This window comes from Paenibacillus sp. 8b26 (assembly GCF_050626875.1).
GTDB lineage: Bacteria > Bacillota > Bacilli > Paenibacillales > Paenibacillaceae > Paenibacillus.
This window is the reverse complement of record NZ_CP192445.1, coordinates 4,355,001-4,378,403: the sequence shown is the minus strand read 5'-3', so window position 1 is coordinate 4,378,403 and position 23,403 is coordinate 4,355,001. Positions and strand designations below refer to the sequence as shown.

The window sequence follows — 23,403 nt, the reverse complement described above, 5'->3', positions numbered from 1 at the left end:
AGTCTCGATGAGCGAGAGAGAGTTAGTGTCCAAACTTAGGGGGTTAATCCGCTTTTTGGAGTGTCGTTACTTCATAAGTGTCTATCCTGGGTACCTCCTATGCACCGTTAGAGCCATAGGCTCACAGTATTGTTGTGTTCTATTACCTTACAGCTTAGCACGTAATACACTCGATGATTAAATATAATTATTCTCGACGTAAAAGCCGTCCTTAATGAAAGGACGGCTTTTATGTCTGCAATATTTTAGTCTAAATCAGACCCGTTTGAGGCAATTACCTTCTTGTACCAAGCAAAGCTTTTCTTTTTTATTCTTCTTATGGTTCCTTCACCCGCATTATCTTTATCGACATAAATGTATCCATACCGTTTTTTCATTTCTCCAGTAGATGCACTGATTAAGTCAATCGGCCCCCAGCTTGTGTATCCGATTAAATCGACACCATCCTGAATAGCCTTGGCGACCTCAGAGAGATGCTCCCGCAAATAAATGACACGGTAATCATCATTAATCACGTCGTCTGCTTCCAGGATGTCTGCTGCACCCAGACCATTCTCCACAATAAATAATGGCTTCTGATAACGATCATATAATAGATTCAGAGCGATTCTTAGACCAAGCGGGTCAATCTGCCAGCCCCATTCCGATGAAGGCAAATAAGGATTTTTGACACCACCGAAGAGATTGCCAGCCGTTAGTCTCCCTCCCCTCCGGATTTGCGCTCACAGCACGGCTCATGTAGTAGCTAAAGCCAATAAAATCAACAGGGTAGCTTTTTAGAATAAGATCATCCCCGGATTCTTTTTCAAGAACACATCATTCTCTTTAAAAAATTGTGCTGCATATGAAGGATATCCTCCTCTGGCCTGCACATCACCGAACATTAGGATTTCCCGTTCTCCTTGCAGAGCCGCAAAAACATCCTCCGGTGCACTCGTCAATGGATATGCAGGAATATAAGCCAACATACATCCGATTTGGGCATCAGAAATAGCTTCATGACAAGCCTTAACGTCGAGAGCACTCGCTACGAACTGATGGTGTGCAGCCTGATATTGGATCTGTTTCTTGTTTTCTCCTTCTCGGACGATAATTCCACCGCCTGTGAACGGATAGTGGGCAAGAATATTAATTTCATTAAAAGTCATCCAATACTTTACTTTCCCTTTAAATCTCTCAAATAGAACCTTGGCATACCGTTCATAACATTCGATGGTCTTGCGGCTTCTCCAGCCCCCATATTTCTTGGCCAGTCCTAAAGGCATTTCATAATGAGATATCGTAATGACAGGTTCAATATTGTATTTGAGCAATCATCGATCAACCGCTCATAGAAACGGAGGCCCTCTTCGTTAGGTAGCTCTTCATCTCCCTCAGGAAAAATACGTGTCCATGCAACTGATGTCCGGAAACAGCGGAACCCCATTTCTGCGAAAAGTGCGATATCTTCTTTATACCGATGGTAAAAATCGATAGCTTCGTGAGAGGGATATTTGCCTTCGGGAATTTCCATAATCGGCCCTGTAATTCTATGAGGCAATACATCTGCTGTGGACAATCCTTTTCCATCCTCTAAAAATGCACCTTCTACCTGGTTGGCCGCTACCGCGCCGCCCCATAAGAAGTTTTCTGGAAAACTGTATGTTGGATTGCAAAGGTGAGTCTCCTTTCTGACTAGTTCTGCTTAGACAACAAGCGTCAGCAACTTATCTTGTGCCAAAACCGATGAGTTTGTTGTTTCAATAACATCCAAATAATCGCCGGTATTCGAGATTATAACTGGAGTGATCGGATTATATCCGGCTTCCTTAATCTTCTCAAGATCAAAATCAATCAATAGATCCCCTTTGCGGACCTGATCTCCTGCCTTAACCCGAGGGGTGAAATATTGCCCTTTTAATTGAACGGTGTTGATTCCAATGTGAATCAATATTTCCGCACCACTCTCAGACAAAATAATTACAGCATGACCTGACTTGAGGATTGTGCCAATCGTACCGTTCACTGGAGATACGGCTTGGCCAACACTCGGAATAATTGCAATCCCTTTCCCCATAGCACCTTCTGCAAAAGCAGGATCGGGAACTTCAGTCAAGGATTTCACATCTCCTGTTAATGGGCTGAGGAGTACCTCTTTCTTCAAGATCTGCGAAACACCAGTAAGGTTGACACTTGCTTCCGGTTGAACAGCCTTTACTTCTACAGTAGGAGTTGCGTCACTTGGCTCAGTCACTGCAACAGCTTGTTTGTCTTGGTAACCGAAAAGAATCGTCAGAATCAAACCAATCCCCATGGCGGCGGCAATCCCTATTAAATAATACCCGACAGGTTCAAATGCACCGATTGAAAAAATATTTTGGAAGACAAATGCTGTAGCATACGTATGGAAACCGCCATTAATCGCCCCTCCGACAGCTCCGGCAATAATAACATATGGGATCGTGCGCTTGTAACGCAGCAATATCCCGTATACGGTCGGCTCAGAGACACCGGCTAACAACAGACTTAACGTAGAGGAACCGGCAATTGATTTCAAAGACTTTTCTTTAGATTTAAGAAAAACAGCCAGTGCCACCCCTGCCATTGCAAAGTTAGAAGCTGCCCACATCGCAAGGATCGGATCGGTTCCATTCGTAAGATTTGCCAGAACGATCGGAATAATGCCCCAATGAAGACCAAAAACAACAAGGAAAAAGATTAACCCGCCAATGACAGCTCCTGTTAACAGCCCGCTTACTCCCATGAGATAATTAATAGCATCTGCTATCGCGTTTCCGATATATACTCCAAATGGGCCAAAGATCATCGCAGTGAGTGGCACAATGATGACTAAGGATAATAACGGAACCAAAAACGTCTGCAGCTCTTTATGGATGATTTTCTTTAGATATTTCTCCACGTAAGAGAATATCCAAATAGCTACGAATACCGGAAAGACGGTTGCTGAATAATCCATTAAGACTACAGGAATGCCTAGAAAGGAAGAAGTATCTCCATTAGCCAATAACCCCGTAAAGTTCGGTTCCATTAATGCTGCACCGATAACTCCACCTACATAAGGATTGGCGCCAAATTTGATCGCTGCAGAGACGCCCAGGAATATAGGCAGGAAATAGAAGACGGCATTAGCTGCTGCAGCCAGAATGAGGTAGGTTCCACTTTCCGCAGATACCCAGCCAAAGGTTGTGAACAGGGTTAAGAAAGCTTTTAGTATCCCCGCTCCGGCCATTGCAGGCAACAGAGGAGAAAGACTTCCGGAAATCACTGCAAAAATTGTGGACAGAATCTTCTCCTTAGGTTTATCTGCATCCTCTGATGCAGAATTCCCTGTCCCAAGTTTGCTGGTTTTCATAATCTCTTGATATACGTGTGCAACGTCATTTCCGATAACCACTTGAAATTGACCGCCACTTTCTACGACAGTCAGCACTCCTTCTAAGCTTGTCAGCTTCTCTTTATCAGGTAAATGATTGTCTTTTAAATTAAATCTCAACCGGGTTGCACAATGGACAAGATTCGTAACATTCTCTTCTCCACCGATGTTCTGCACGATATCTTTCGCTAATCTTTCGTACTTCATTTGTGCTCGCTCCTTTAGACCTCATTCTGGTTTATATGAAATAAAAAAACCTGAATAGGTGATTAAGTACACTGAAAAACAGTACACTTATCACTTATCCAGGCTTTGCCCAACTAATGGTAACAACCCTGCTATTTATTGTAATATGCTAATCTCTGCTGGTCACACGCCTAATATGGAGCATGAAATAGACCATTTCACCTTCGGTTGTCTCAACTTGATACTCTTCCCGTAAATATGCTCTTACCTTCTCACTGCAGGCAAAAGCTTCAGGATACTTGGCAACGACTTGTTCGTAGAGCTCATCATCCTCAGAAGGAATCGATTCATGGCGCATGGTGCGATAAGAAAAATATTTTAAGTGAGTCACAAAGCGGCTATAATTTAACGAATCCTCATCTAGCTCAATCCCATAATGAAGTGTTACTATATTAAGAATTCCTTGAACCATCTGGGTAACCATCAAGGTCTGTTCCATTTCCTGACCATCCTGCTGACCATTCACAAAATGCATTGCGATAAAGCCAGCTTCATCTACAGGCAGTTTAATTCCGGTTTCCTTTTCAATTAAGTGTAAAGCATGCATTGCCGTGTGATATTCTTTAGGATAGAACTTCTGTATCTCCCAGAGCAGCGCATTCTTGAGACTCAATCCCTGCGCGGAGCGCGTAATTGCATAACTAATATGATCTGTAAGAGCCAGGTAGATATTATTACTAAAGGAAGTGTGTAAATCCTTTACTGCATAACGGATAATTTGATCTGTCAATTCTAGATGCTTTGGAGGAATCTCACTCAGTAATGTAGATAGCCGCTCAGATAATTCCTTAGTCTCCATCACGAAGGTCTTTTCAATTCTGGATGGATCTATATTTCCACCTGGATTTTTCTGATAGGCTAGTCCCTTTCCAATAACAATGATCTCGGATCGATTCGGCCCTTCAACCAGTGCAACATTATTGTTAAATACTTTTTTAATCCTCATGAGTTCGCCCACTTTATATTTTTTACTAACAAAAAAAGCCTAAACTAATCCTAAACTAAATATAATTTAGCACGGATTGGTTTAGGCTTTGCCTGCGATGCAGTAACAACCCTAATATTAATTGTAGATTTATTATATAAGATGGGGAGAACGTTTTCAACAAAAAAATAATCTCAAATCTGGATTTGAACACCTGTCGCTTAATTTTGGAATTGCATAGCTAAAATATCACCTGAACGAGGTTTAGCTGTACGATGTGAATAAACTGTAATTCTCCGATTCAAATAATGTTTAAGATATCCTCTATTTCTATCCATTCCAATTGATCTCTAATAGTTGGATCGGCTACACTCTTCTAGACAGAAAAAATGTGGTCTAATATAGTAGACTACAGATGCACTCTAGAAGGAGCGAACGGACATGAAAAAAAAGGAAAGACGTACCTTTAGCACTGAATTTAAAGCACAGATGGTTCAACTCTATCAGAGTGGCAAACCACGCAAGGATATCATTCAAGAATATGATTTGAATCCTTCATCGTTAGATAAATGGGTGAAACAGAGTTCCACATCTGGATCCTTTAAAGAGAAAGACAACCGAACTCCAGAGGAATTAGAACTCATCGAACTTCGAAAACAGAACAAGCAACTGCTCATGGAGAATGACATTTTAAAGCAAGCCGCGCTGATCATGGGACGAAAGTAAATGTCATTCGCCAGAATAAACATAAATACTCGGTATCAGCCATGTGCGACGTCCTAAAACTCCCTAGAAGCACGTATTATTATGAAGAAAACAAAGTGGAAGTGACATCGGAGGATGAGCTTCCCTCCCTGATTATGGACATTTTTCAAAGCAGCCGCCAAAACTACGGTACGCGTAAGATTAAAAAAGAGCTGTACCAGCAAGGCCTTACGGTATCCAGGCGGAGAATTGGACGAATCATGAAGGAACTCGGGTTGGTTTCCTCGTATACAGTCGCCCAGTACAAGCCTCATCCCACGAGATGCAATGAAGCCAAGCAAGCGAATGTATTGGACCGAAAATTTGAACAAGAGCAGGCGTTATCTGTTGTCGTAAGCGATCTGACGTACGTCCCAGTGGGTTCATATTGGAACTACGTATGCTTCTTTGTAGATCTGTTTAACCGCGAGATTATCGGCTACAGTGCAGGCCCCCATAAGGATGCCAAGCTGGTTTACCGTGCTTTGGCTTCAATTAAGGGCAACCTGAATGACATTCAGCTCTTCCACACTGACCGAGGAAATGAATTCAAGAATAAGCTCATTGACGATGCTCTGGAGGCTTTTCAGATTAAACGTTCTTTGAGCATGAAAGGCTGTCCCTATGACAATGCCGTTGCGGAAGCCACGTTTAAAATTTTCAAAACGGAGTTTGTGAAGAAACGTCATTTTGAAAGTCTTGCTGAGCTAACCACAGAATTACATGACTATGTACACTGGTTTAACCATATTCGGATTCACGGTTCTCTGGATTACTTGAGTCCGGCTGAGTTCAAGCAGAGGCACCACAAAAAAATTGTCTAGTTTAGTGTTGACAATCCAAGTTCTCAGTTCAATTCGTTGTAGCTGATAATCAGCAGTCATTACGATACCGTGTAATACTTTATCATAATTTGCAGGAAATACTTTTAATCATAATGGGCTATGATCTTCAATCCGGATAGGTTACTTTATTTCACAAATTCTCATCTATAAAAGTTGATTTAAAGATCTACCTGTACTCTTCTTTGTGTTTATGCAACTATTTTAGTACTACCTCTACTTCTTCGTAAGGCTCTATCACCTAAACCACATTTCCAAAGAAGTAGTTGTTTTTGGCATAGATTTATTAAACTAAATCTTCTCCGTTTGTCGTACTAATATTCTTATACCAGTTGAGCTCTTCTTCTTAAGACGATGCATGTTGTCTTTCCCTTCACTGTCTTTTTCTACATAAATGAAGCCATAACGCTCCTTCATCTCCGCGAAATAATTCAAATATATCTTTTGCTAATTTAGCATTATCTATAAAGAGCACCTAGCTACCTATGAGTTAAATTTCATCCTTGATGTCTATTCAAGTCAAAATCTAGTTGTTGAATATACAAGTCTTTCGCAAGCAGTAGCTGATTTATCTATCATAGAAAAGAAAGTATTATTCTTAAAATTCTATAAAGACAAAACTGATAGAGAAATTGCAGAAACTCTTGGAGTCTCAAGACAAGCCATTTCAAAATTACGCAAAACCATACTGGTGAAACTCAAATATTATATGGAGTTGTAGTCAAAGATCTGCCTTTCTCATGCTCCTTCATCTCTAAATTAGATACAGAAAAAAGGGGGACACATCAATGTATGAAGTAATTGATTTAATTAAATTAGCTCAAAATGGGAACAGAGTAGCTGAAGCAGAACTTATAAAACGTTACGAAACTTAATCTTAATCTCCTCCCTTTTCATTTTCATCATCAGGATACTCGTATATCATACGAAATAGACAATTTACATATCTAATATTTCTCAAAATTAATAAACAAAATGAAATAGCTGATGAGCACTTCTTCACCAGCTTAACAAATACAATCTAAAAACAGCTTGTTAATTATCTAAATATCCCCGAAAGCTAAAGACAAACTTTGCCTGAGTATCGACGGATGCAGCCTCCAAATAGCAGAAAGAGATTTGAATGAGGGTAACATTTCCCCAAAAACGGGTCACCATTTCACCTACCATCCATAACGTAAAAACAGCCCCGAAATAGAGAGCTTTTCATCGGGACTGTTTAGATTAGAGATATTAAATTGCCCTGTAGCTAAGATTTGTATAACAAATTTTTATTGTAGTTGAGCAAAGGTAATTTTCCCTTTAGATATTGTTTATCTTACTTCTTGTTAAAAAACAGGCTGTCTTTTTTCACCATAAAATAAGAAAACTTAGATCAGTCATTAACAGATGATTTTGTATTTACTTAACCCTTATTCCCGATTTTACTGGGTTTTCGGGGACATTGACTGTCTCATTTAGATGGTATAAACAGTCTCATTTGATAATATAATTAGTCTCAATTGATGTTATAAACCACAAATTTATAGTTATTTCCACTAGCTTCGCTGTCTCATCGCCTCAAAAAGCAGCACCGTGGAGGCCATCGCTGCGTTCAGTGATTCCGCCTGCCCCTGCATCGGAATGAACACCGATTCATCCACCATACGTGCGGTGGATGCAGAAATACCCTGCCCCTCGTTACCAATGACGAGCCAAGCGGAAACACGCAAATCAACGGCATAGCACGACAGGCTTGCGTCCAGCGAGGTGCTGATCAGTCGGGCACCTTTGCTTTTGGCCTGTGGCAAAAGCTCCTCCAGACTGCCCTCAATCACGGGCAGGTGAAAAAGCGATCCCATCGTAGAGCGGATCGTCTTCGGGTTGTACAGGTCGGCGCAGCCGTGACCTAGAATGACGCCTGCGGCTCCGGCGGCGTCGGCACTACGAATAATGGTGCCTACATTGCCGGGGTCCTGTACCCCGTCCAGCACCATCACCAGCGCATCCGCCTGCTCCAGCAATGCCGGGAATGCGCCACGCTCCTTCTTGCGCACGATAGCAAAGACGGACTGCGGTGTCTTCGTATCGGTGCATTTGGCAATGACCGCCGCCGATACGGGAATCCATTCCACCGGCTGGTCAGCTTGGTCCAAGCCATTCAGCTCGGCAGGAATGCCCTTGTCCAAATCATAGGCAACACTTTCGACAGCTGCGTCCGAACGCAGCGCTTCCTGCACCAGATGAATGCCCTCGACGATATATTTATGCTGGCGGGTACGATGCTTTTTTTCCAGCAGTTGTGCCCATTCCTTTACACGTGTATTGTTTGGTGAAATGATTTCCATTCGTTATCCGTCCGTTCCTTTATAAATAAATGATTCATCATCATACTGCAAAAGCCAGCTCCAGCTTGGTTAAATCATCCTTGTGGCCTACAATAACAAGCACATCCCCCGTCTCCAGCCGATCCTCAGCATAAGGGGAGATATTCATTTCCTGATCTCGACGAATCGCCATCACGTTACAGCCAAAACGGGCGCGTATATCAAGTTCCTTCAGATTTTTTCCTATCATGGAATCCGCCGCTTTCATCTCCAGAATACTATAATCCTTGGACAGCTCAATATAATCCAGAATATTTGGAGACGTCAAATGATGGGCTACTCGCAGCCCCATGTCCCGCTCAGGATAAACCACCTTATCCGCGCCTATCTTTTGCAGCACTTTCCCATGCAATTCATTTTGCGCTTTTACGATCAGAGCTGGCACGCCCATATCCTTGAGGATTAATGTCGTCAATATGCTTGCCTGTATATCTTCGCCAATTGCCACCACGATGACATCAAAATTGCGAATACCGAGCGCACGCAACGCTTCCTCATCCGTTGAATCGGCAGATACCGCGTGGGTCACAATATTCGACATTTCCTGTGTGCGCTGCTCGTCCGAATCGATCGCCAACACATCAAAGCCCATTTCGCTCAATGCAGTGGCAACACTGGAGCCAAAACGCCCCATACCAATTACTGCATACTGCTTCTTTGCCATTCCTTCCTTACCTCCCGATCACCGTACTGTCCGTCATAGTATAGCATAACACGCCAAAAACATAAATTTGGTATGCTTATGCCAAATGCTTCTTCATGTATACCGGGCAGCAGCCCAAGCCATAATACACCCGACAACAATTACAAACATACGGGAGGTACCACATGCCCATTACACTGGATTTACGACAAGCCATTGTTCACAAAGTTCACGGCAAATCAGAAGCTGATCTTACCGATATGATTATCGGGTCAGTGGATGGACCAGAGGCCGCTTTGCCCGGATTGGGTGTCATTCTTGAGGTGGCATGGAAGCACATGAACCAGACCCAGCAACAAGAGTTTGTCCACCTGGCACATGAGCAGCTTGATAAAATCAAGCCCGTCCCGCTAACCTAAGACTTATCTTCAAACTTTTGTTCAACCCTGCTTCATCCTACCGCCCGTATACGAAAATAGTCCACTCGCCGTAACAATGAGTGGACTATTCGTTGTACAGATCAAATAACAGTTTTCATTCCTGTCCTGCTTATCAAATCCAAATCTTATGGAGCCATCTCCAAAAACTTGGCTGTAGGATTTTTCTCAATAGCAGTCCGCATCGCATACTCATTTTCGAACAAGGCAACATAATTACCCTTCTTGTCCTTCACCAACGTAGAGTTAATACGGAATTTGCTTGGATCAATCTGATCATCCACAATCCAGCGTGCAAATTGGAATGGCATACGCTGAAGCTGTACATCAACTCCATATTCACCCTTCATGCGGTACTCAAATACTTCAAATTGCAGTTGACCGACAACGCCCAGCAGCGTATCGTCAAAGCTTACCGTACGGAACACCTGAATCATACCTTCCTCGGTCAACTGGTCAATACCCTTCAAATACTGCTTGTGCTTCAAGGCATTTTTCACCGTTACCTTGGCAAAAATCTCAGGCGAGAAGGTCGGCAATTCATCAAATATGACCTCTCCACCTTGACTAAGTGAATCGCCAATACGGAAAATGCCCGGATCAAACAATCCGATAATATCGCCTGGGAAAGCTTCCTCGACAATATCACGGTCCTGCGCTAAAAATTGCTGTGGCTGGGACAGCTTAATCTCCTTGCCCATCCGTACATGCTTAACACTCATGCCCCGTTGGAACTTACCAGATACGATACGCAGGAATGCGATGCGGTCACGGTGAGCCGGGTTCATGTTTGCTTGAATTTTAAATACATAACCAGTAAATTTCTCGTTCGTCGGCTCGATTTCCCCCGCTGTACTGCGACGCGGTTCCGGCTTGGGAGCAAGCTGAAGAAAGTTTTCCAGAAACGTTTGAACTCCAAAGTTATTAATCGCACTACCGAAGAATACAGGCGTTAATTCACCACGCTGTACTTTCTCCATGTCAAAAGGGTCACCCGCGACATCGAGTAGCTCCAGGTCCTGACATAATTGGTCATGCAAATATTCACCCGCCATTTCGCGAATGATTGGATCATTGTAATCCTCCACTTTTTGTACCTTGATCGTGGAATGGTCGTCTCCCTGAAACAGCTCGACCTGATTTTTGACACGGTCATAGACACCGCACAACTCACGTCCTGTACCAATTGGCCAGTTCATAGGCACCGAACGGATGCCGAGTACCTGCTCCAGCTCCTCCATCAGATCAAAAGGACTGCGTCCCTCACGGTCCAGCTTATTAATGAAGGTGAAAATCGGAATTCCACGCTTGGCACACACCTGAAACAGCTTAATCGTTTGCGCTTCCACACCTTTCGCTACGTCAATCAGCATGACTGCGCTATCCGCTGCTGTTAATGTACGATAAGTGTCTTCACTGAAATCCTGGTGACCCGGGGTGTCCAGAATGTTAATACGGTGCCCATTATAATCAAATTGCATAACTGAGGATGTAACCGAAATCCCCCGCTGCTTTTCAATCTCCATCCAGTCACTCGTCGCGTGCTTGCTTGCTTTACGCGCTTTGACTGAACCGGCAAGACGAATTGCGCCCCCGAACAGCAACAGCTTCTCCGTCAGTGTCGTTTTCCCCGCATCCGGGTGAGAAATAATCGCAAACGTGCGCCGTTTGTCGACTTCCTGTTGAAGTATATCCAGTGTTTTACTCATTTCACATATCCCTTCATGATCAAATCCATTGCGTTCCTGCTCAAGCTATTCATAAAAAGGCCATGATGCACGCCTGTTAACGTAAATTCGTCGGTGCTATCGGTTTCTTTACCGTTAGATCCAGTATTCGGCGTACTCCGTTACCATATTCATTATAAATACGATCTATTTACATGTTTTAGCCTGCCTTTAACGTATAATCAGTTGCAAACTGAAAACCTGAGACTAAGTTATTATAGCACACTCCGAACGCAAAGCATCCCCTTACATCCTGAACAGGACGTAGGGGGATGCTGAACAATATCAGGATTACTGAGTGCCGCCTACCCGCCAGATGACATTATCTTCATCCTGACCGCTGACCGGCCACCATTTAAAGCCATCTTGCTCCAGCAGCTTGCGAGCGCCTTCCGGTCCCCATGAGCCTGCAGGATAGGTTTCCAGCGTATCCGGGGCTTGTTGCCAAGCTTTGGCGATCCGATCCACGAATCTCCATGCTGTCGCAACCTCATCCCAACGCGTGAAGTACGTAGAGTCCCCTTCAATCGCGTCCATTAACAACCGTTCATAAGCCTCCGGTGAGTTGATGCCGACCATACAACTTTGGCAGAAATCCATAGCCAGCGGTTCAATATCCGATTCCGAACCCGGCTTCTTGGCATTAATTTTGATGTAAATACCCTCCATCGGATTCACCCGGATCACGAGCAAGTTCGGTTCCAGCTTATGCTTTTGACCAAGATATACGTTCGTAGGCATGCTCTTAAATTCCACAACGATCTCGGTTGTCTTTACAGGAAGACGTTTGCCGGTACGAATGTAGAACGGAACCCCTGCCCAACGGAAATTATCCACAAATACGCGTGAAGCAAAATAAGTCTCTGTGCTCGACTGTGGATCAACCTTGTCCTCTTCACGATACCCCGGCAACTGCTGACCGCGATAGCTTCCTTCCGTGTATTGACCGCGTACCACATTAGTCAGCACATCCTCTGCTGATTCAAAGGGACGCAGCGAACGCAGCACTTTCACCTTTTCATCACGGATATCCTCAGGGAGCAAACGGCTCGGTGGTTCCATTGCAATCATTGTCAGCATTTGCAGCATATGGTTCTGTCCCATATCCCGCAGAGCACCGGAATGATCGTAATAACCTCCGCGTTCCTCCACGCCCACGGTTTCACTAAGCGTAATTTGCACATTGGAAATATGCTTATTATTCCACAATGGTTCAAAGAAGGCGTTTGCGAAGCGGATCACTTCGATATTTTGCACCATTTCCTTACCAAGATAGTGATCAATCCGATAAATTTCTTCCTCTTCAAATACTTCGCGTATTTCAATATTCAGCTCTTGCGCAGATTCCAGGTTATAACCGAACGGCTTCTCAATGACAAGACGATTCCAGCCCTTGCCATCCATCATACCGCCTTCTTTGAGACTCTTCGATACACTTCCAAATAGTTCAGGGGCCAAGGCCAAATAAAACAAACGGTTCCCCGGAATACTGAATTTCGTCTCTATGGTCTCCGTCTGCTGTCTCAGTTCATGAAATCCTTCGACATTGTTGATATCCAGTGATTTATATTCAAAATGCTCGGCAAATGCCTGCCATTCTTGATCATTTTCTGCCTTGTAGCGGCTAAACTCCTGTATCGAAGAGTACAGGTCATTACGGAATTCTTCCTCTGTGCGAGGGCGTCTCGCTACGCCAATAACGGCAAAATCCTCACCAAGCTTCCCTTCGCGGTACAAGCTGTAGATCGCAGGAAAAAGCTTGCGGCGAGCCAAATCGCCCGTAGCACCAAAAATAAATAACACTGCGCCTTGCGTCACAACAGATTCATTATTAGGTATGTCAGCCATGAAGTACCTCATTCTTCCCATGACAAGATTCCGCTTCCACAACCCTCGAAATCCGCATGTAGTATTGTGTATATTTATACAAGATCATACTTGATTTTCGACAAACATGAAACTGAAGATTTGATGACATTTTAGCATATTCCGCATGGATAAGCTATCCGACGAATCATAAATTTACCTTATAAGTCAGTATTCTATCGTAATCAGCGGAAAACCGATCGTAATACGTGTATCCTGATGCTCCTCGTCTTCATGCACAGCCATCTGCATATGCACCAGATGCTTACCACTTTGAACCGCCAGGGGCAGTTTCGGTGCTTCATAGGATACAGCTACCGTCGTCGCATCTGTATATCTTTCTTTTGCCTTCATGGACAAGCTTCCTGCTAAACGTGTCTCTGTCAGCTTCATCAGTTGGTCCACGGGCTCATTTGAATGCAGCGAATGCTGAATGGACGTATTCCATACTGCTTTTACTCCCACAGTCGCCAATTGTGTAGCACAAAGCTTATGCAGCCGAATTAACTGCTCACGTCCAGCATTGTTACTCTCCAGTTGAACAACCGTATACCATTGACCCGTAAGCTGTTCCATTACGTTCAAGCGGATTTTCAGTTCTCCGCTACCGCCAACCGAACGATACACTGTGTGTCCGTTTTCCTCTACCTTGTTTACGGTGGGAATATTTAGTTGATCGGCTATCCGGGCCGCCATGGCTGCCGGATCATCACCGTAAGAAGTCCAGTCACCTTGCCATTTCACAACCACCTTATCCAGTGTACCGGGAGCAGGATCCGAGACAGTCAATACAGAGCGCAAATCCGTTTCTGCCTTGCGGGAATACGAATCATATTCAGTCGTTTGAAACGTCCCATAACGCCAGCCAACGAGTAACAGCACCGTTCCGAACACCGCAATAGCTACCATCCCTTTTTTGATGACCTCTGCTTTTAACATCGTCGTTCCTCCCGCTCCACAAGCATCCGATTCTTACAGGCACATTCTTGGCGCTTTTTCGGCTGGCTTGGAATCTATCAATCTATCAATAGCTTTCCCGTTGCCGGAGGTTTTATACACGCAAAACGCAGAAGCCCACGTTTTAAAAATTATCGTTTACCTGCTGGGTGTTTAACCATACGTTATAGGCATCGTGAGAATAGACTATGATCACAACGTATCTTATACAGAAAGAGGTGAAATCATGTTTCCCATATATCCTGTAAATGAAGCCAATGTGGCACCTCATGGTGGACGATTGGTCTGTGCTGTTCTGTATGACGGAACACGACATGTTGGTATTCTCAGCGGGTGTGGCAAAGGCAAGTTGATGTTAAACGGATATCCATCCTCCTTCTCCAACAGTCCCAATGCCGGAAACTATAATAACAAGGGAAAACAAGAAGCCAAGAAGATATCCTCTAAAAAGAAAAAACGAAACTCTAAAAACAAAGCACGTTCCTCTGCCAAAATAAACAGCTTAATCAAACCTCGCAGTGAGCCCTTAAGTCCGTCCTTTCCCTATGACACAGGTGGATTTGCCGGAAATAGCTACGGTGGATATGGAAAAGGTGGACCTGGCTATGGCCGCGGATATGGTAGTTATGGTGGATATGGATACGGAGCTGGACTTGTGCTGGATTTGGCCTTAATCGCCTTTCTGTTCTTACTTATTTAAATACCGTTTTCAAGAGCACAAAAAAACCGGAGAACTAATACAAGTCTCCGGTTCATTGTATTTCCCTATTTAAATTGTGGAACCTGTTCAACAGCGTAGAAGTGCTCTACTCTTGGTATCTCATAGTATCAGTCCGTTCTGCACGCTACTCTGCTAATCCGTTTTTGTAGGCATAGATTGCCGCCTGTGTGCGGTCCTCCACTTCCAGCTTGGCGAGAAGATTGGTGACATGGAATTTAACTGTCTTAATCCCGATGATCAGCTCATCCGCAATATCCTGATTGGATTTACCTTGTGCTAACAGCCGAAGCACTTCCATTTCACGATCCGTCAGTTCCGCATGCGCAGGCGCTTCAGCCTGTGGCTGTCGAAATCGGTTCATCATCTTGGAAGCAACCTGCGACTCCAGCACGGATTGTCCGCGTGCCGCTGCACGAATCGCATCCGCAACCTCGGAAGCGCGGGACGTTTTGAGCAGATAGCTGAACGCACCCGCTTCAATAACCGGATACATTTTCTCATCGTCCAAATAACTCGTCAGTACGATGACCTTCGTCTCTGGAAGCAGGCGTGTCACTTGGCGAGTCGTTTCGATTCCATCCATACCGTCCATAACCAGATCCATTAAAATTACGTCCGGCTTGTACTCTGTAGCCAGTCGTATGCCTTCTTCCCCACTCCCGGCCTCGCCTACCACTTCAATGCCATCTTCCGTGCCCAGCACCGCCGCCAGACCAATTCGTACCATTTCATGGTCGTCTACCAGCAGTACGCTAATCGGCAATTCCGTTTCCATGAGCATCGTTCCTTCCGCTTTCATCATTTAAAACCGGCACCGATACCTCAATTCGTGTCCCTTTCCCCAGGGCCGTTATATATTGGATAGCTCCCCCAATCTCGCTGACACGCTCCTGCATTGTGGACAATCCATACGAAGTCTGCTTTTTCTCATCCAGCTCGAATCCAATTCCGTTATCCCTAATCGTTAACCGAACAGAATCCGTGCGTTGCACGATACGAATCTCCATACGGCTTGCTTTGGCATGACGCAACGTGTTGGACATCGCTTCCTGAACAATGCGAAACAAATGATTCTCAATGCCTTTAACTAACTGTACTCCGCTCTCCATCTCAAAATCAATCTCCATGGGAACCTTGGCCTGCAATTCCTGTATCAAATCACGTAATCCCTGCTCCAGCCGCTTGCCTTCCAGATAAACAGGCCGTAGATGAAGCAGCAACGCTCGCATTTCGGATTGCGCCACCGAGGACATTTCTTCAATCAAAGCAACCTGACGCTGCGCCTTATCAAAATCCTTATCCAGCGTCCTGCCTACAGCCGTTGCCGTCATCGAAATCGCAAACAATTGCTGTGACACTGCATCATGTAGCTCCCTCGCCAATCGTTGCCTTTCCTCGACAATCGCGGTCACTCTGGCCTGTTCTGCCAGCTGTGCATTGTTGGTGGACAAGCGTTGTAAAGAAGTAACCTGCTCTTGCCATTTGCGCCCGATTCGCTCCAGTTGCTCACCCAGCCTGCCCAACTCATCATGACCCAGTGGCGGCAGCTCCCGAGCAGGGGTCCCCTTTTCCCACATCAGTAGCGTCTCCCGCAGCTTTTCCAGCCTGCTTTTGAAGCGGTAGCTCTCATAAAAACCATATATTGCCCCGGTGCCAATTAGTACCATGACAACGGCTCCCGCAAATTTCAGTATCATTCCCCAAGTCGGGAACGACTTTACATAACCATATGTATACAGCATATAAATGACGACCGCGCCCACAACAACACACAGGAGGATACCTTCACCCATACTGCGGGTTACCATATTGGACGTTTTTTTATGATTCATCCTGGCTCCTCCTGATTCAATAAAATCGGAAACGGACATCGCCCGCCAAGTACGAAACGACAAACTTCACCTTATATTCACTCTCCGCATAATTAGGAGACCTCACAACCAAACGATTGAGCATACCCGCCTCATGATCCCGGTCAAAGTGAATCTGCCCAAACAATACGAAGATCTCCACCTCTACACCGTAATTATCCGGCAGCGTGATATCAATATCACCGAAGATCCCCTGCAAAAATACAACCGGTTCACGTTCTTCCAGAATGGCCAGCGTTAGATCTGCGTCCACATCCCCAACTACATGCCATATACTCGTGCTCCGCAAGCTCCACGGAACTTCATCCCATTTATGATTGGATATGAAATTGTGCTTGAATATCGAGCTTTGACCCTTATGCAGCTTTCTTGAACGTGAATAGAATACAGCTAATGATGCCAGTGTAACTACCACAAACAGGAACAAATGATCCAGCACCAACAGTCCGGCACCAATCGCGAGCATCGTGTAACCCTTTTTAATCTTGGAATTGCGAATCTTATATATTCCGGTCAACATCAGGATCAGTGCAACCACGGAGAGGAACCCAATCCACTGACCGAATAAAATGATAACTCCGATGGCGATCCCTGCCAGTGCCAAGGCTGATTTTCTTCTCTCCATGCCGCACCCCCTTTTTGTTTATACAGGAAGGAAAAGCCATAGTGGCGCGATATTTCGGCCATATGGCTTTCCCGAACCATACAGATTGAGCACGATCATTGACCAGTGTCCATTCCATACAGCATATCATAATGTCTTATTTTCGAGTAGTCAGTCCTTCTTGATATCTACTGGTTTAGCACCCGTTTGAATTTTGGATTTGAGTTGTTGAAGCTGCTCATCCACTTTAAACTGTTTTTCAGCCTCAGCCGGGTTGACATAAGCTTCCCCCGGAGCTTGACGGTAAGGGGCACGCAGCACGTCAGCTTCCGCTTCCAATTGCATAATTTTTTCTTCCATCCGGTGGAAGCCTAGCGAAGCAGAACCGCTTTCAATGGTATGCAGACTGTTGATCTGCGACAATTGCTTTTTCGCCTTCGCCATTTGAGCACGGGATACCAGCTCATTGCGCTTGTTGCGCATTTTGTAGAATTCATCCTTCATCTCGTGAAGCTGTTGTACCAGTTCTTTGGCTTGAAGTTCGGCTTGAGTGTGCAGATCACGGTACTCATCCTGCTTTTGTGCAAAATAAATCTTTTCGCCCAGCAGCTTGCGTGCTACTTCCTCCTGGCCGTTCCGCAACGCGGATTCTGCTTGTTGTTCACGCTCATTAGATACTCGTACTGCTTCCTCCAAGCGCTGTTTCATGCGACGTTCATTTGCCATTTGCTTGGCTACCGTTACTTCGGCCTCGTGAATTTCCGCCTCCATATCGCGCAGATATTGGTTCAGCATAATAATCGGGTCTTCCACTTTATCCAGCACTTCATTCACCGATGCTCTTGTCATATCCTTCATTCTTTTAAAGATTCCCATTATTTACGATCTCCCTTCTCGAATTGCTCTACTTTTTTGCGTAACTCTGCCAACTCTTTTTTCATTGCTTTTTTCTCGATATCTTCCATCATGGAATCCAGATCACTGTTAGGACCTGTGTTAAATTTGGATGAATGGCGGGCATCTTGACCAAAAGATTGGCTCGTATTACCGTATGCTCCACCTTGATTGTAGCCAGTACCCGGTCCGTATTGCGATCCGGTGCTGTTCCCGCCATAATAGCGTGAGTCCTGTTGGTTGTAAGGCCCGCTGTTGGGACCAAATCCTCCATCATAAGGAGATCTCGGCTCCTTGGAGATAACCAATGCTGCAATCACATAAATCATAAACGTGGTTCCTGCTGTAATAAAGAAACTGATCACAACCAGAATACGAATCCACGTTGAGTCCATCCCTGTTGCATCAGACAGACCGCCGCATACACCTGTTAATACTCTATCCCGGTTTGATCGGTAAATTCGGGTCATAATCAACTTACTCCTTCCCGCTGTTGTTCAGCTTACTTTTCAGTCTCGCCCACTCTTGTTCGAGCAGCGATCCACCGCCTTGGGCATCCAGCTGACTGCCTTCTCCCCGCCGCAAATCACGTAGGCTCAGCGTTTCTGCTTCCATATCAGCTACCCGGTCTTCCAAGCGGTTGAACATTCGGGGAACATTTCGTCCACCGTATGTACCTGCCCGTTCGTTCATCTGCTGCTGGAGTCTCAACGTTTGTACACGTGCCGCATAATACTGACGCTTGCTGTTTACCGTTTGATATTCCGTTTTTAAGGTATCCAGCTGTTGCTCCAACTCACACAACGATTCACGGCTCTGCTCCCACAGTTCTCTGTACTGTTCTTCTTTTTCCGCATACAACATTTTCTCCTGGAGGGCCAGCTTCGCAACATGCTCTTCATCAGCCTTTAAAGCCAGCAGCGCCTGTTCCTCCCGTTTAATCTGCATGGACACTGCGTGATCCAGCTGTTGCTTCATCTGTCTTGTGTGCACTGCGTATTGCTGATGAAGCTTTTCCGCTTCTGCAATATCCTTGCGGGTGTTATACAAGAACTGGTCAATCAGTTGTATCGGATCTTGACTTTGTTCCAAATGCTCATTAAAGGTCGCTACGGTAATATCACGCATTCTACGAAAAACACTCATTTGCTTCTGCTCCTTTCACATTTCGTATTTTCATATCTTCATACTTTCGTTTCTGTAATTCACATTCACCCGCAAGTCCATCAATCTTAATAACGTCTTCTGCGGTCACTCAGTAGTGAAACACCGAATATGATTAACCCGATTGCCAGCAGTGGCCCCAAAAGCCAGGACAGTTTGCCGAGTAAAACGAGTACTCCAATTACAAGTACAATCCATCCGAAGACCACATTTCCTCTTTTCACACCGTAGTAACCTAACATGATCATCGCTATCGGGATTAAGTAACCGATCAAGTGTCCTACAAAGTGACCGAAAAACGGAGTAAACTTACCGAGCAGCATAATCGAACCCAACACAATCAGTACAATAGCCAACCCATTCCCTTTGTTAACTCTCATCATCTCTCACCGCCTTTCACTGTGTCTTGCTTATGTCCTTATTGTACGCTGATCTGGAGTTCTCCAAAACGGACCCCAGACGGTTTTTGAACCTAGACCTAAGTCGGGGGTGCATACAGACCTGCGGCTATCACCCTCTATGTTGTCCTGCTACACGGGCTGTTGGGTGTTGGAGCGTAGTGAATGGACAAGACAAGCCAGTAACACTATAGCTACAACCATATAAGGCAAGTTAATATGAACATCAAACAGCAGTCCTGCAATCAGTGGTCCGATCACATTACCCAAACTTGTATAAGATGAGTTCATTCCAGCCACAAACCCCTGCTCATCCCCGGCCCGCCGTGACAAGGATGTGCTTACAGCCGGACGAAGGATGTCCATGGCCAGAAAAATGATGAAGGTCGTCAACATAATCATGGCATACTGCTCGGCAAACAGTGTCAGAAAAATGAATAATCCCGCAACAGCCAGACAGATATGAATGATCTTTTTCTCGCCAAAACGATTAATAATCCAGCCAAATATAGTCGCTTTGACAACTGCCCTCAGAATGGAGCCTGTCGTTATAATGATGGCAATATCCACCGGCGTAAAACCATATTTATGATCTACAAACAGTCCAAATACCGTTTCAAAGTTAGCTAAGCCAAAAGCAACGACAAATACAATGAGTAAACCCATGAAAAAAGGAGATTGATATGGCTTGGCAAATTGCTGCAAAAGATTTTCTTTCTGATGTGGAAGCTCTCTATTGTACTGTTTCTTTTCCTTGCTTACGGATTCAGGCAGCACTAACAGGCTTCCTCTAAAAAAGCTTCCAAGATTCTCTCCTGCATACTCATCCCCACTTCCTATGCACCTAATAAACTATATGGGCAGTTTTTATATTCCAAGTATGTATTAAAAATTGCAGCCAGCATTATGATTAAAATCTAAAGAAAAAAGAGTTATGAAATTACTGATATCAGCAATTTCATAACTCTTTTTGGTATACCGGCGAGAGGACTCGAACCTCCACGGTTTCCCACTCGATTTTGAGTCGAGCGCGTCTGCCATTCCGCCACGCCGGCATATATAATTATGGAGGCGCCACCCAGACTCGAACTGGGGATAAAGCTTTTGCAGAGCTTTGCCTTACCACTTGGCTATGGCGCCAAAGTATAACGAAGCGGACGACGGGAATCGAACCCGCGACCCTCGCCTTGGCAAGGCGATGCTCTACCGCTGAGCCACGTCCGCATTAAGATGGCTGGGGATATAGGATTTGAACCTATGCATGACGGAGTCAAAGTCCGTTGCCTTACCGCTTGGCTAATCCCCACTAAAGGTAAAGGGCGACCGATGGGGCTTGAACCCACGAATGCCGGAGTCACAGTCCGGTGCGTTAACCACTTCGCCACGATCGCCGCAAAGACAAAAAAAAATTTGGCAGGGGCAGCAGGAATTGAACCCACACCAACGGTTTTGGAGACCGTTGTTCTACCTTTAAACTATGCCCCTATAAAACTGGTGGAGGATGATGGATTCGAACCACCGAACCCGTAAGGGAGCAGATTTACAGTCTGATGCGTTTGGCCACTTCGCTAATCCTCCAAAAATGGTGCCGGCGAGAGGACTTGAACCCCCAACCTACTGATTACAAGTCAGTTGCTCTACCAGTTGAGCTACACCGGCACATAAATTATTCAATTAAAAGTGGCTCGGGACGGAATCGAACCGCCGACACGAGGATTTTCAGTCCTCTGCTCTACCGACTGAGCTACCGAGCCTTATTCTAAGGCTCTTCGACAAATATTATATTACTAAAATGGCGGAACTGACGGGATTCGAACCCGCGATCTCCTGCGTGACAGGCAGGCATGTTAGGCCTCTACACCACAGTTCCAAGGCTATTTCCTAAAGGAAATTAATTGCGGGGACAGGATTTGAACCTGTGACCTTCGGGTTATGAGCCCGACGAGCTACCGAACTGCTCCACCCCGCGACAATAATAAGTATTCAATTTTCCAAGTGGTGGAGGCTGAGGGGCTCGAACCCCCGACCCTCTGCTTGTAAGGCAGATGCTCTCCCAGCTGAGCTAAGCCTCCACAACGCAACACTTCACATATTATACCATTACAAGCTTTTTATTTCAAGCTCTTTTATAGAATAGTTAATGACCCGTAGGGGAATCGAACCCCTGTTACCTCCGTGAAAGGGAGGTGTCTTAACCGCTTGACCAACGGGCCACAGAATAAATAATATCTGGCGGAGAGAGAGGGATTCGAACCCTCGAGACGCTTTTGGCGCCTACACGATTTCCAATCGTGCTCCTTCGGCCAACTCGGACACCTCTCCATATGGCTCCCCGAACAGGACTCGAACCTGTGACAACTCGATTAACAGTCGAGTGCTCTACCAACTGAGCTATCAGGGAATAACAAACATTTGTTTCAAGGTTACACCCTGAAAACTGGATCCGAAACTCCATTGCATCTTATCTTAGGATAAGCCCTCGACCGATTAGTATTGGTCAGCTCCATGCATTACTGCACTTCCACCCCCAACCTATCTACCTCGTCGTCTTCAAGGGGTCTTACTAATTGGGAAATCTCATCTTGAGGGGGGCTTCACGCTTAGATGCTTTCAGCGCTTATCCCTTCCGTACATAGCTACCCAGCGGTGCTCCTGGCGGAACAACTGGTACACCAGCGGTACGTCCATCCCGGTCCTCTCGTACTAAGGACAGCTCCTCTCAAATTTCCTACGCCCACGACAGATAGGGACCGAACTGTCTCACGACGTTCTGAACCCAGCTCGCGTACCGCTTTAATGGGCGAACAGCCCAACCCTTGGGACCTACTTCAGCCCCAGGATGCGATGAGCCGACATCGAGGTGCCAAACCTCCCCGTCGATGTGGACTCTTGGGGGAGATAAGCCTGTTATCCCCAGGGTAGCTTTTATCCGTTGAGCGATGGCCCTTCCATGCGGTACCACCGGATCACTAAGCCCGACTTTCGTCCCTGCTCGACTTGTAGGTCTCGCAGTCAAGCTCCCTTCTGCCTTTGCACTCTTCGAATGATTTCCAACCATTCTGAGGGAACCTTGGGGCGCCTCCGTTACTCTTTAGGAGGCGACCGCCCCAGTCAAACTGCCCACCTGACACTGTCCTCGTACCGGATCACGGTACCAAGTTAGAACCTAGATACGATCAGGGTGGTATCCCAAGGATGCCTCCTCTCAAGCTGGCGCTCAAGTCTCTTAGGCTCCCACCTATCCTGTACAGATCGTACCCAAATTCAATATCAAGCTGCAGTAAAGCTCCATGGGGTCTTTCCGTCTTGTCGCGGGTAACCTGCATCTTCACAGGTATTAAAATTTCACCGGATCTCTCGTTGAGACAGCGCCCAAGTCGTTACGCCATTCGTGCGGGTCAGAATTTACCTGACAAGGAATTTCGCTACCTTAGGACCGTTATAGTTACGGCCGCCGTTTACTGGGGCTTCGGTTCATAGCTTCGCCCCGAAGGACTTACCACTCCCCTTAACCTTCCAGCACCGGGCAGGCGTCAGCCCGTATACTTCGCCTTGCGGCTTCGCACAGACCTGTGTTTTTGCTAAACAGTCGCTTGGGCCTTTTCACTGCGGCCCCCTCGGGCTA

17 protein-coding genes, 15 tRNA genes, 1 rRNA gene and 4 pseudogenes (1 of these 37 cut by a window edge) are annotated in these 23,403 nt (G+C 45.5%); 4 read left to right on the top strand and 33 right to left on the bottom strand.

All coding sequences use genetic code 11. The features are described from left to right. Positions 1–245: 245 nt before the first annotated feature. From ACQ4MX_RS20345 to licT, 3 genes and pseudogenes are all read right to left on the bottom strand, one after another. A pseudogene (locus tag ACQ4MX_RS20345) lies at positions 246–1,579 on the bottom strand (family 1 glycosylhydrolase); the annotation flags it as partial. Positions 1,580–1,684: 105 nt separating this feature from the next. After that, entirely contained in the window at positions 1,685–3,580 is a 1,896-nt protein-coding gene (locus ACQ4MX_RS20340) for a beta-glucoside-specific PTS transporter subunit IIABC (RefSeq protein ID WP_431087002.1), read from the bottom strand. Between the two features lie 148 nt (positions 3,581–3,728). Then, a complete protein-coding gene (gene licT, locus ACQ4MX_RS20335) occupies positions 3,729–4,565 on the bottom strand; it encodes a BglG family transcription antiterminator LicT (protein ID WP_431087001.1) in 837 nt (278 codons plus the stop codon). Positions 4,566–4,985: 420 nt separating this feature from the next. Here licT and ACQ4MX_RS20330 point away from each other — a divergent pair. After that, positions 4,986–6,112, top strand: a protein-coding gene (locus ACQ4MX_RS20330; RefSeq protein WP_431087000.1) for an IS3 family transposase whose coding sequence is annotated in 2 segments (ribosomal slippage) — positions 4,986–5,235 and positions 5,235–6,112 — 1,128 coding nt in all. Because the reading frame shifts where the segments join, the coding sequence is not laid out codon by codon here. 304 nt (positions 6,113–6,416) lie between these two features. Here ACQ4MX_RS20330 and ACQ4MX_RS20325 read toward each other — a convergent pair. After that, positions 6,417–6,553 (bottom strand): annotated as a pseudogene (locus ACQ4MX_RS20325) (family 1 glycosylhydrolase); the annotation flags it as partial. Positions 6,554–6,587: 34 nt separating this feature from the next. Here ACQ4MX_RS20325 and ACQ4MX_RS20320 point away from each other — a divergent pair. Beyond that, a complete protein-coding gene (locus ACQ4MX_RS20320) occupies positions 6,588–6,851 on the top strand; it encodes a sigma factor-like helix-turn-helix DNA-binding protein (protein WP_431091372.1) in 264 nt (87 codons plus the stop codon). 817 nt (positions 6,852–7,668) lie between these two features. Here the strand turns inward: ACQ4MX_RS20320 and ACQ4MX_RS20315 are convergent. Next, positions 7,669–8,457 carry a TrmH family RNA methyltransferase gene (locus ACQ4MX_RS20315; protein ID WP_431086999.1) on the bottom strand — a complete coding sequence of 263 codons (789 nt, stop codon included), beginning with the start codon at positions 8,455–8,457 and terminating at the stop codon, positions 7,669–7,671. A gap of 40 nt (positions 8,458–8,497) precedes the next feature. Then, a pseudogene (locus ACQ4MX_RS20310) lies at positions 8,498–9,163 on the bottom strand (potassium channel family protein); the annotation flags it as partial. A gap of 161 nt (positions 9,164–9,324) precedes the next feature. On the opposite strand from ACQ4MX_RS20310, the gene ACQ4MX_RS20305 reads away from it, so the two are divergent. Then, positions 9,325–9,558, top strand: a complete 234-nt coding sequence (locus ACQ4MX_RS20305) for a small acid-soluble spore protein SspI (RefSeq protein WP_044648543.1) — start codon at positions 9,325–9,327, stop codon at positions 9,556–9,558. Positions 9,559–9,704: 146 nt separating this feature from the next. Here the strand turns inward: ACQ4MX_RS20305 and ACQ4MX_RS20300 are convergent, their stop codons facing one another. From ACQ4MX_RS20300 to ACQ4MX_RS20290, 3 genes are all read right to left on the bottom strand, one after another. Continuing rightward, entirely contained in the window at positions 9,705–11,285 is a 1,581-nt protein-coding gene (locus ACQ4MX_RS20300) for a peptide chain release factor 3 (RefSeq protein WP_134912754.1), read from the bottom strand. Positions 11,286–11,594: 309 nt separating this feature from the next. After that, a complete protein-coding gene (gene zwf, locus ACQ4MX_RS20295) occupies positions 11,595–13,151 on the bottom strand; it encodes a glucose-6-phosphate dehydrogenase (protein ID WP_431086997.1) in 1,557 nt (518 codons plus the stop codon). Positions 13,152–13,337: 186 nt separating this feature from the next. Further along, positions 13,338–14,108: a YwmB family TATA-box binding protein gene (locus ACQ4MX_RS20290; protein ID WP_431086996.1), complete on the bottom strand. Its 771-nt coding sequence runs from the start codon at positions 14,106–14,108 to the stop codon at positions 13,338–13,340. 244 nt (positions 14,109–14,352) lie between these two features. Between ACQ4MX_RS20290 and ACQ4MX_RS20285 the strand changes: the two genes are divergently transcribed. Beyond that, a complete protein-coding gene (locus ACQ4MX_RS20285; RefSeq protein ID WP_431086995.1) occupies positions 14,353–14,826 on the top strand; it encodes a hypothetical protein in 474 nt (157 codons plus the stop codon). Between the two features lie 145 nt (positions 14,827–14,971). On the opposite strand, the gene ACQ4MX_RS20280 is transcribed toward ACQ4MX_RS20285, so the two are convergent. From ACQ4MX_RS20280 to ACQ4MX_RS20165, 24 genes and pseudogenes are all read right to left on the bottom strand, one after another. Beyond that, the gene (locus tag ACQ4MX_RS20280) at positions 14,972–15,622 is read right to left on the bottom strand and encodes a response regulator (RefSeq protein WP_431086994.1); all 651 of its coding nucleotides are present in this window, start codon (positions 15,620–15,622) and stop codon (positions 14,972–14,974) included. Next, positions 15,600–16,679, bottom strand: coding sequence for a histidine kinase (locus ACQ4MX_RS20275; protein ID WP_431086993.1), 1,080 nt, complete (start codon positions 16,677–16,679; stop codon positions 15,600–15,602). The genes ACQ4MX_RS20280 and ACQ4MX_RS20275 overlap by 23 nt, the downstream gene beginning before the upstream one ends. Positions 16,680–16,695: 16 nt before the next feature. Beyond that, positions 16,696–17,343, bottom strand: a complete 648-nt coding sequence (gene liaF, locus ACQ4MX_RS20270; protein ID WP_134912745.1) for a cell wall-active antibiotics response protein LiaF — start codon at positions 17,341–17,343, stop codon at positions 16,696–16,698. A gap of 150 nt (positions 17,344–17,493) precedes the next feature. Then, positions 17,494–18,198, bottom strand: a complete 705-nt coding sequence (locus tag ACQ4MX_RS20265) for a PspA/IM30 family protein (protein WP_431086992.1) — start codon at positions 18,196–18,198, stop codon at positions 17,494–17,496. After that, positions 18,198–18,686, bottom strand: coding sequence for a PspC domain-containing protein (locus tag ACQ4MX_RS20260; protein ID WP_134912743.1), 489 nt, complete (start codon positions 18,684–18,686; stop codon positions 18,198–18,200). Before ACQ4MX_RS20260 ends, ACQ4MX_RS20265 begins: the two co-directional genes overlap by 1 nt. A 7-nt stretch (positions 18,687–18,693) precedes the next feature. After that, on the bottom strand, positions 18,694–19,362 hold the full coding sequence (locus tag ACQ4MX_RS20255) for a PspA/IM30 family protein (RefSeq protein ID WP_134912741.1): 669 nt from the start codon (positions 19,360–19,362) through the stop codon (positions 18,694–18,696). An 86-nt stretch (positions 19,363–19,448) separates the two neighbouring features. Then, a complete protein-coding gene (locus ACQ4MX_RS20250) occupies positions 19,449–19,760 on the bottom strand; it encodes a LiaF transmembrane domain-containing protein (protein ID WP_025686559.1) in 312 nt (103 codons plus the stop codon). A 150-nt stretch (positions 19,761–19,910) separates the two neighbouring features. Then, a pseudogene (locus ACQ4MX_RS20245) lies at positions 19,911–20,564 on the bottom strand (MFS transporter); the annotation flags it as partial. Positions 20,565–20,754: 190 nt separating this feature from the next. Beyond that, positions 20,755–20,833 (bottom strand) — tRNA-Leu (locus ACQ4MX_RS20240). An 11-nt stretch (positions 20,834–20,844) separates the two neighbouring features. Then, positions 20,845–20,918: transfer RNA gene (locus tag ACQ4MX_RS20235), tRNA-Cys, on the bottom strand. A 12-nt stretch (positions 20,919–20,930) separates the two neighbouring features. Next, positions 20,931–21,002 (bottom strand) — tRNA-Gly (locus tag ACQ4MX_RS20230). A gap of 7 nt (positions 21,003–21,009) precedes the next feature. Continuing rightward, positions 21,010–21,084: transfer RNA gene (locus tag ACQ4MX_RS20225), tRNA-Gln, on the bottom strand. Positions 21,085–21,096: 12 nt separating this feature from the next. After that, positions 21,097–21,169, bottom strand: a tRNA-His gene (locus tag ACQ4MX_RS20220). 20 nt (positions 21,170–21,189) lie between these two features. Then, a tRNA-Trp gene (locus ACQ4MX_RS20215) sits at positions 21,190–21,263 on the bottom strand. A gap of 7 nt (positions 21,264–21,270) precedes the next feature. Then, positions 21,271–21,356, bottom strand: a tRNA-Tyr gene (locus ACQ4MX_RS20210). A gap of 5 nt (positions 21,357–21,361) precedes the next feature. Further along, a tRNA-Thr gene (locus tag ACQ4MX_RS20205) sits at positions 21,362–21,437 on the bottom strand. Between the two features lie 22 nt (positions 21,438–21,459). Beyond that, positions 21,460–21,532 (bottom strand) — tRNA-Phe (locus ACQ4MX_RS20200). Between the two features lie 39 nt (positions 21,533–21,571). Further along, positions 21,572–21,648, bottom strand: a tRNA-Asp gene (locus tag ACQ4MX_RS20195). Between the two features lie 25 nt (positions 21,649–21,673). Next, positions 21,674–21,747 (bottom strand) — tRNA-Met (locus ACQ4MX_RS20190). Between the two features lie 27 nt (positions 21,748–21,774). Continuing rightward, a tRNA-Val gene (locus ACQ4MX_RS20185) sits at positions 21,775–21,850 on the bottom strand. Between the two features lie 69 nt (positions 21,851–21,919). Next, positions 21,920–21,991 (bottom strand) — tRNA-Glu (locus ACQ4MX_RS20180). 17 nt (positions 21,992–22,008) lie between these two features. Next, positions 22,009–22,100 (bottom strand) — tRNA-Ser (locus tag ACQ4MX_RS20175). A 3-nt stretch (positions 22,101–22,103) separates the two neighbouring features. After that, positions 22,104–22,179: transfer RNA gene (locus ACQ4MX_RS20170), tRNA-Asn, on the bottom strand. 66 nt (positions 22,180–22,245) lie between these two features. Continuing rightward, positions 22,246–23,403 (bottom strand): 23S ribosomal RNA (locus ACQ4MX_RS20165) (it continues 1,769 nt past the right edge of the window).

What these genes read in the sequence shown, in the direction of transcription:
- ACQ4MX_RS20300 (WP_134912754.1), bottom strand. Translation starts at nt 11,285, where the DNA reads ATGAGTAAAACACTGGATATACTTCAACAGGAAGTCGACAAACGGCGC.
- ACQ4MX_RS20280 (WP_431086994.1), bottom strand. Translation starts at nt 15,622, where the DNA reads ATGGAAACGGAATTGCCGATTAGCGTACTGCTGGTAGACGACCATGAA.
- ACQ4MX_RS20265 (WP_431086992.1), bottom strand. Translation starts at nt 18,198, where the DNA reads ATGGGAATCTTTAAAAGAATGAAGGATATGACAAGAGCATCGGTGAAT.
- ACQ4MX_RS20290 (WP_431086996.1), bottom strand. Translation starts at nt 14,108, where the DNA reads ATGTTAAAAGCAGAGGTCATCAAAAAAGGGATGGTAGCTATTGCGGTG.
- licT (WP_431087001.1), bottom strand. Translation starts at nt 4,565, where the DNA reads ATGAGGATTAAAAAAGTATTTAACAATAATGTTGCACTGGTTGAAGGG.
- ACQ4MX_RS20275 (WP_431086993.1), bottom strand. Translation starts at nt 16,679, where the DNA reads ATGAATCATAAAAAAACGTCCAATATGGTAACCCGCAGTATGGGTGAA.
- ACQ4MX_RS20255 (WP_134912741.1), bottom strand. Translation starts at nt 19,362, where the DNA reads ATGAGTGTTTTTCGTAGAATGCGTGATATTACCGTAGCGACCTTTAAT.
- ACQ4MX_RS20305 (WP_044648543.1), top strand. Translation starts at nt 9,325, where the DNA reads ATGCCCATTACACTGGATTTACGACAAGCCATTGTTCACAAAGTTCAC.
- ACQ4MX_RS20250 (WP_025686559.1), bottom strand. Translation starts at nt 19,760, where the DNA reads ATGAGAGTTAACAAAGGGAATGGGTTGGCTATTGTACTGATTGTGTTG.
- ACQ4MX_RS20260 (WP_134912743.1), bottom strand. Translation starts at nt 18,686, where the DNA reads ATGACCCGAATTTACCGATCAAACCGGGATAGAGTATTAACAGGTGTA.
- ACQ4MX_RS20285 (WP_431086995.1), top strand. Translation starts at nt 14,353, where the DNA reads ATGTTTCCCATATATCCTGTAAATGAAGCCAATGTGGCACCTCATGGT.
- ACQ4MX_RS20340 (WP_431087002.1), bottom strand. Translation starts at nt 3,580, where the DNA reads ATGAAGTACGAAAGATTAGCGAAAGATATCGTGCAGAACATCGGTGGA.
- zwf (WP_431086997.1), bottom strand. Translation starts at nt 13,151, where the DNA reads ATGGCTGACATACCTAATAATGAATCTGTTGTGACGCAAGGCGCAGTG.
- liaF (WP_134912745.1), bottom strand. Translation starts at nt 17,343, where the DNA reads ATGGAGAGAAGAAAATCAGCCTTGGCACTGGCAGGGATCGCCATCGGA.
- ACQ4MX_RS20315 (WP_431086999.1), bottom strand. Translation starts at nt 8,457, where the DNA reads ATGGAAATCATTTCACCAAACAATACACGTGTAAAGGAATGGGCACAA.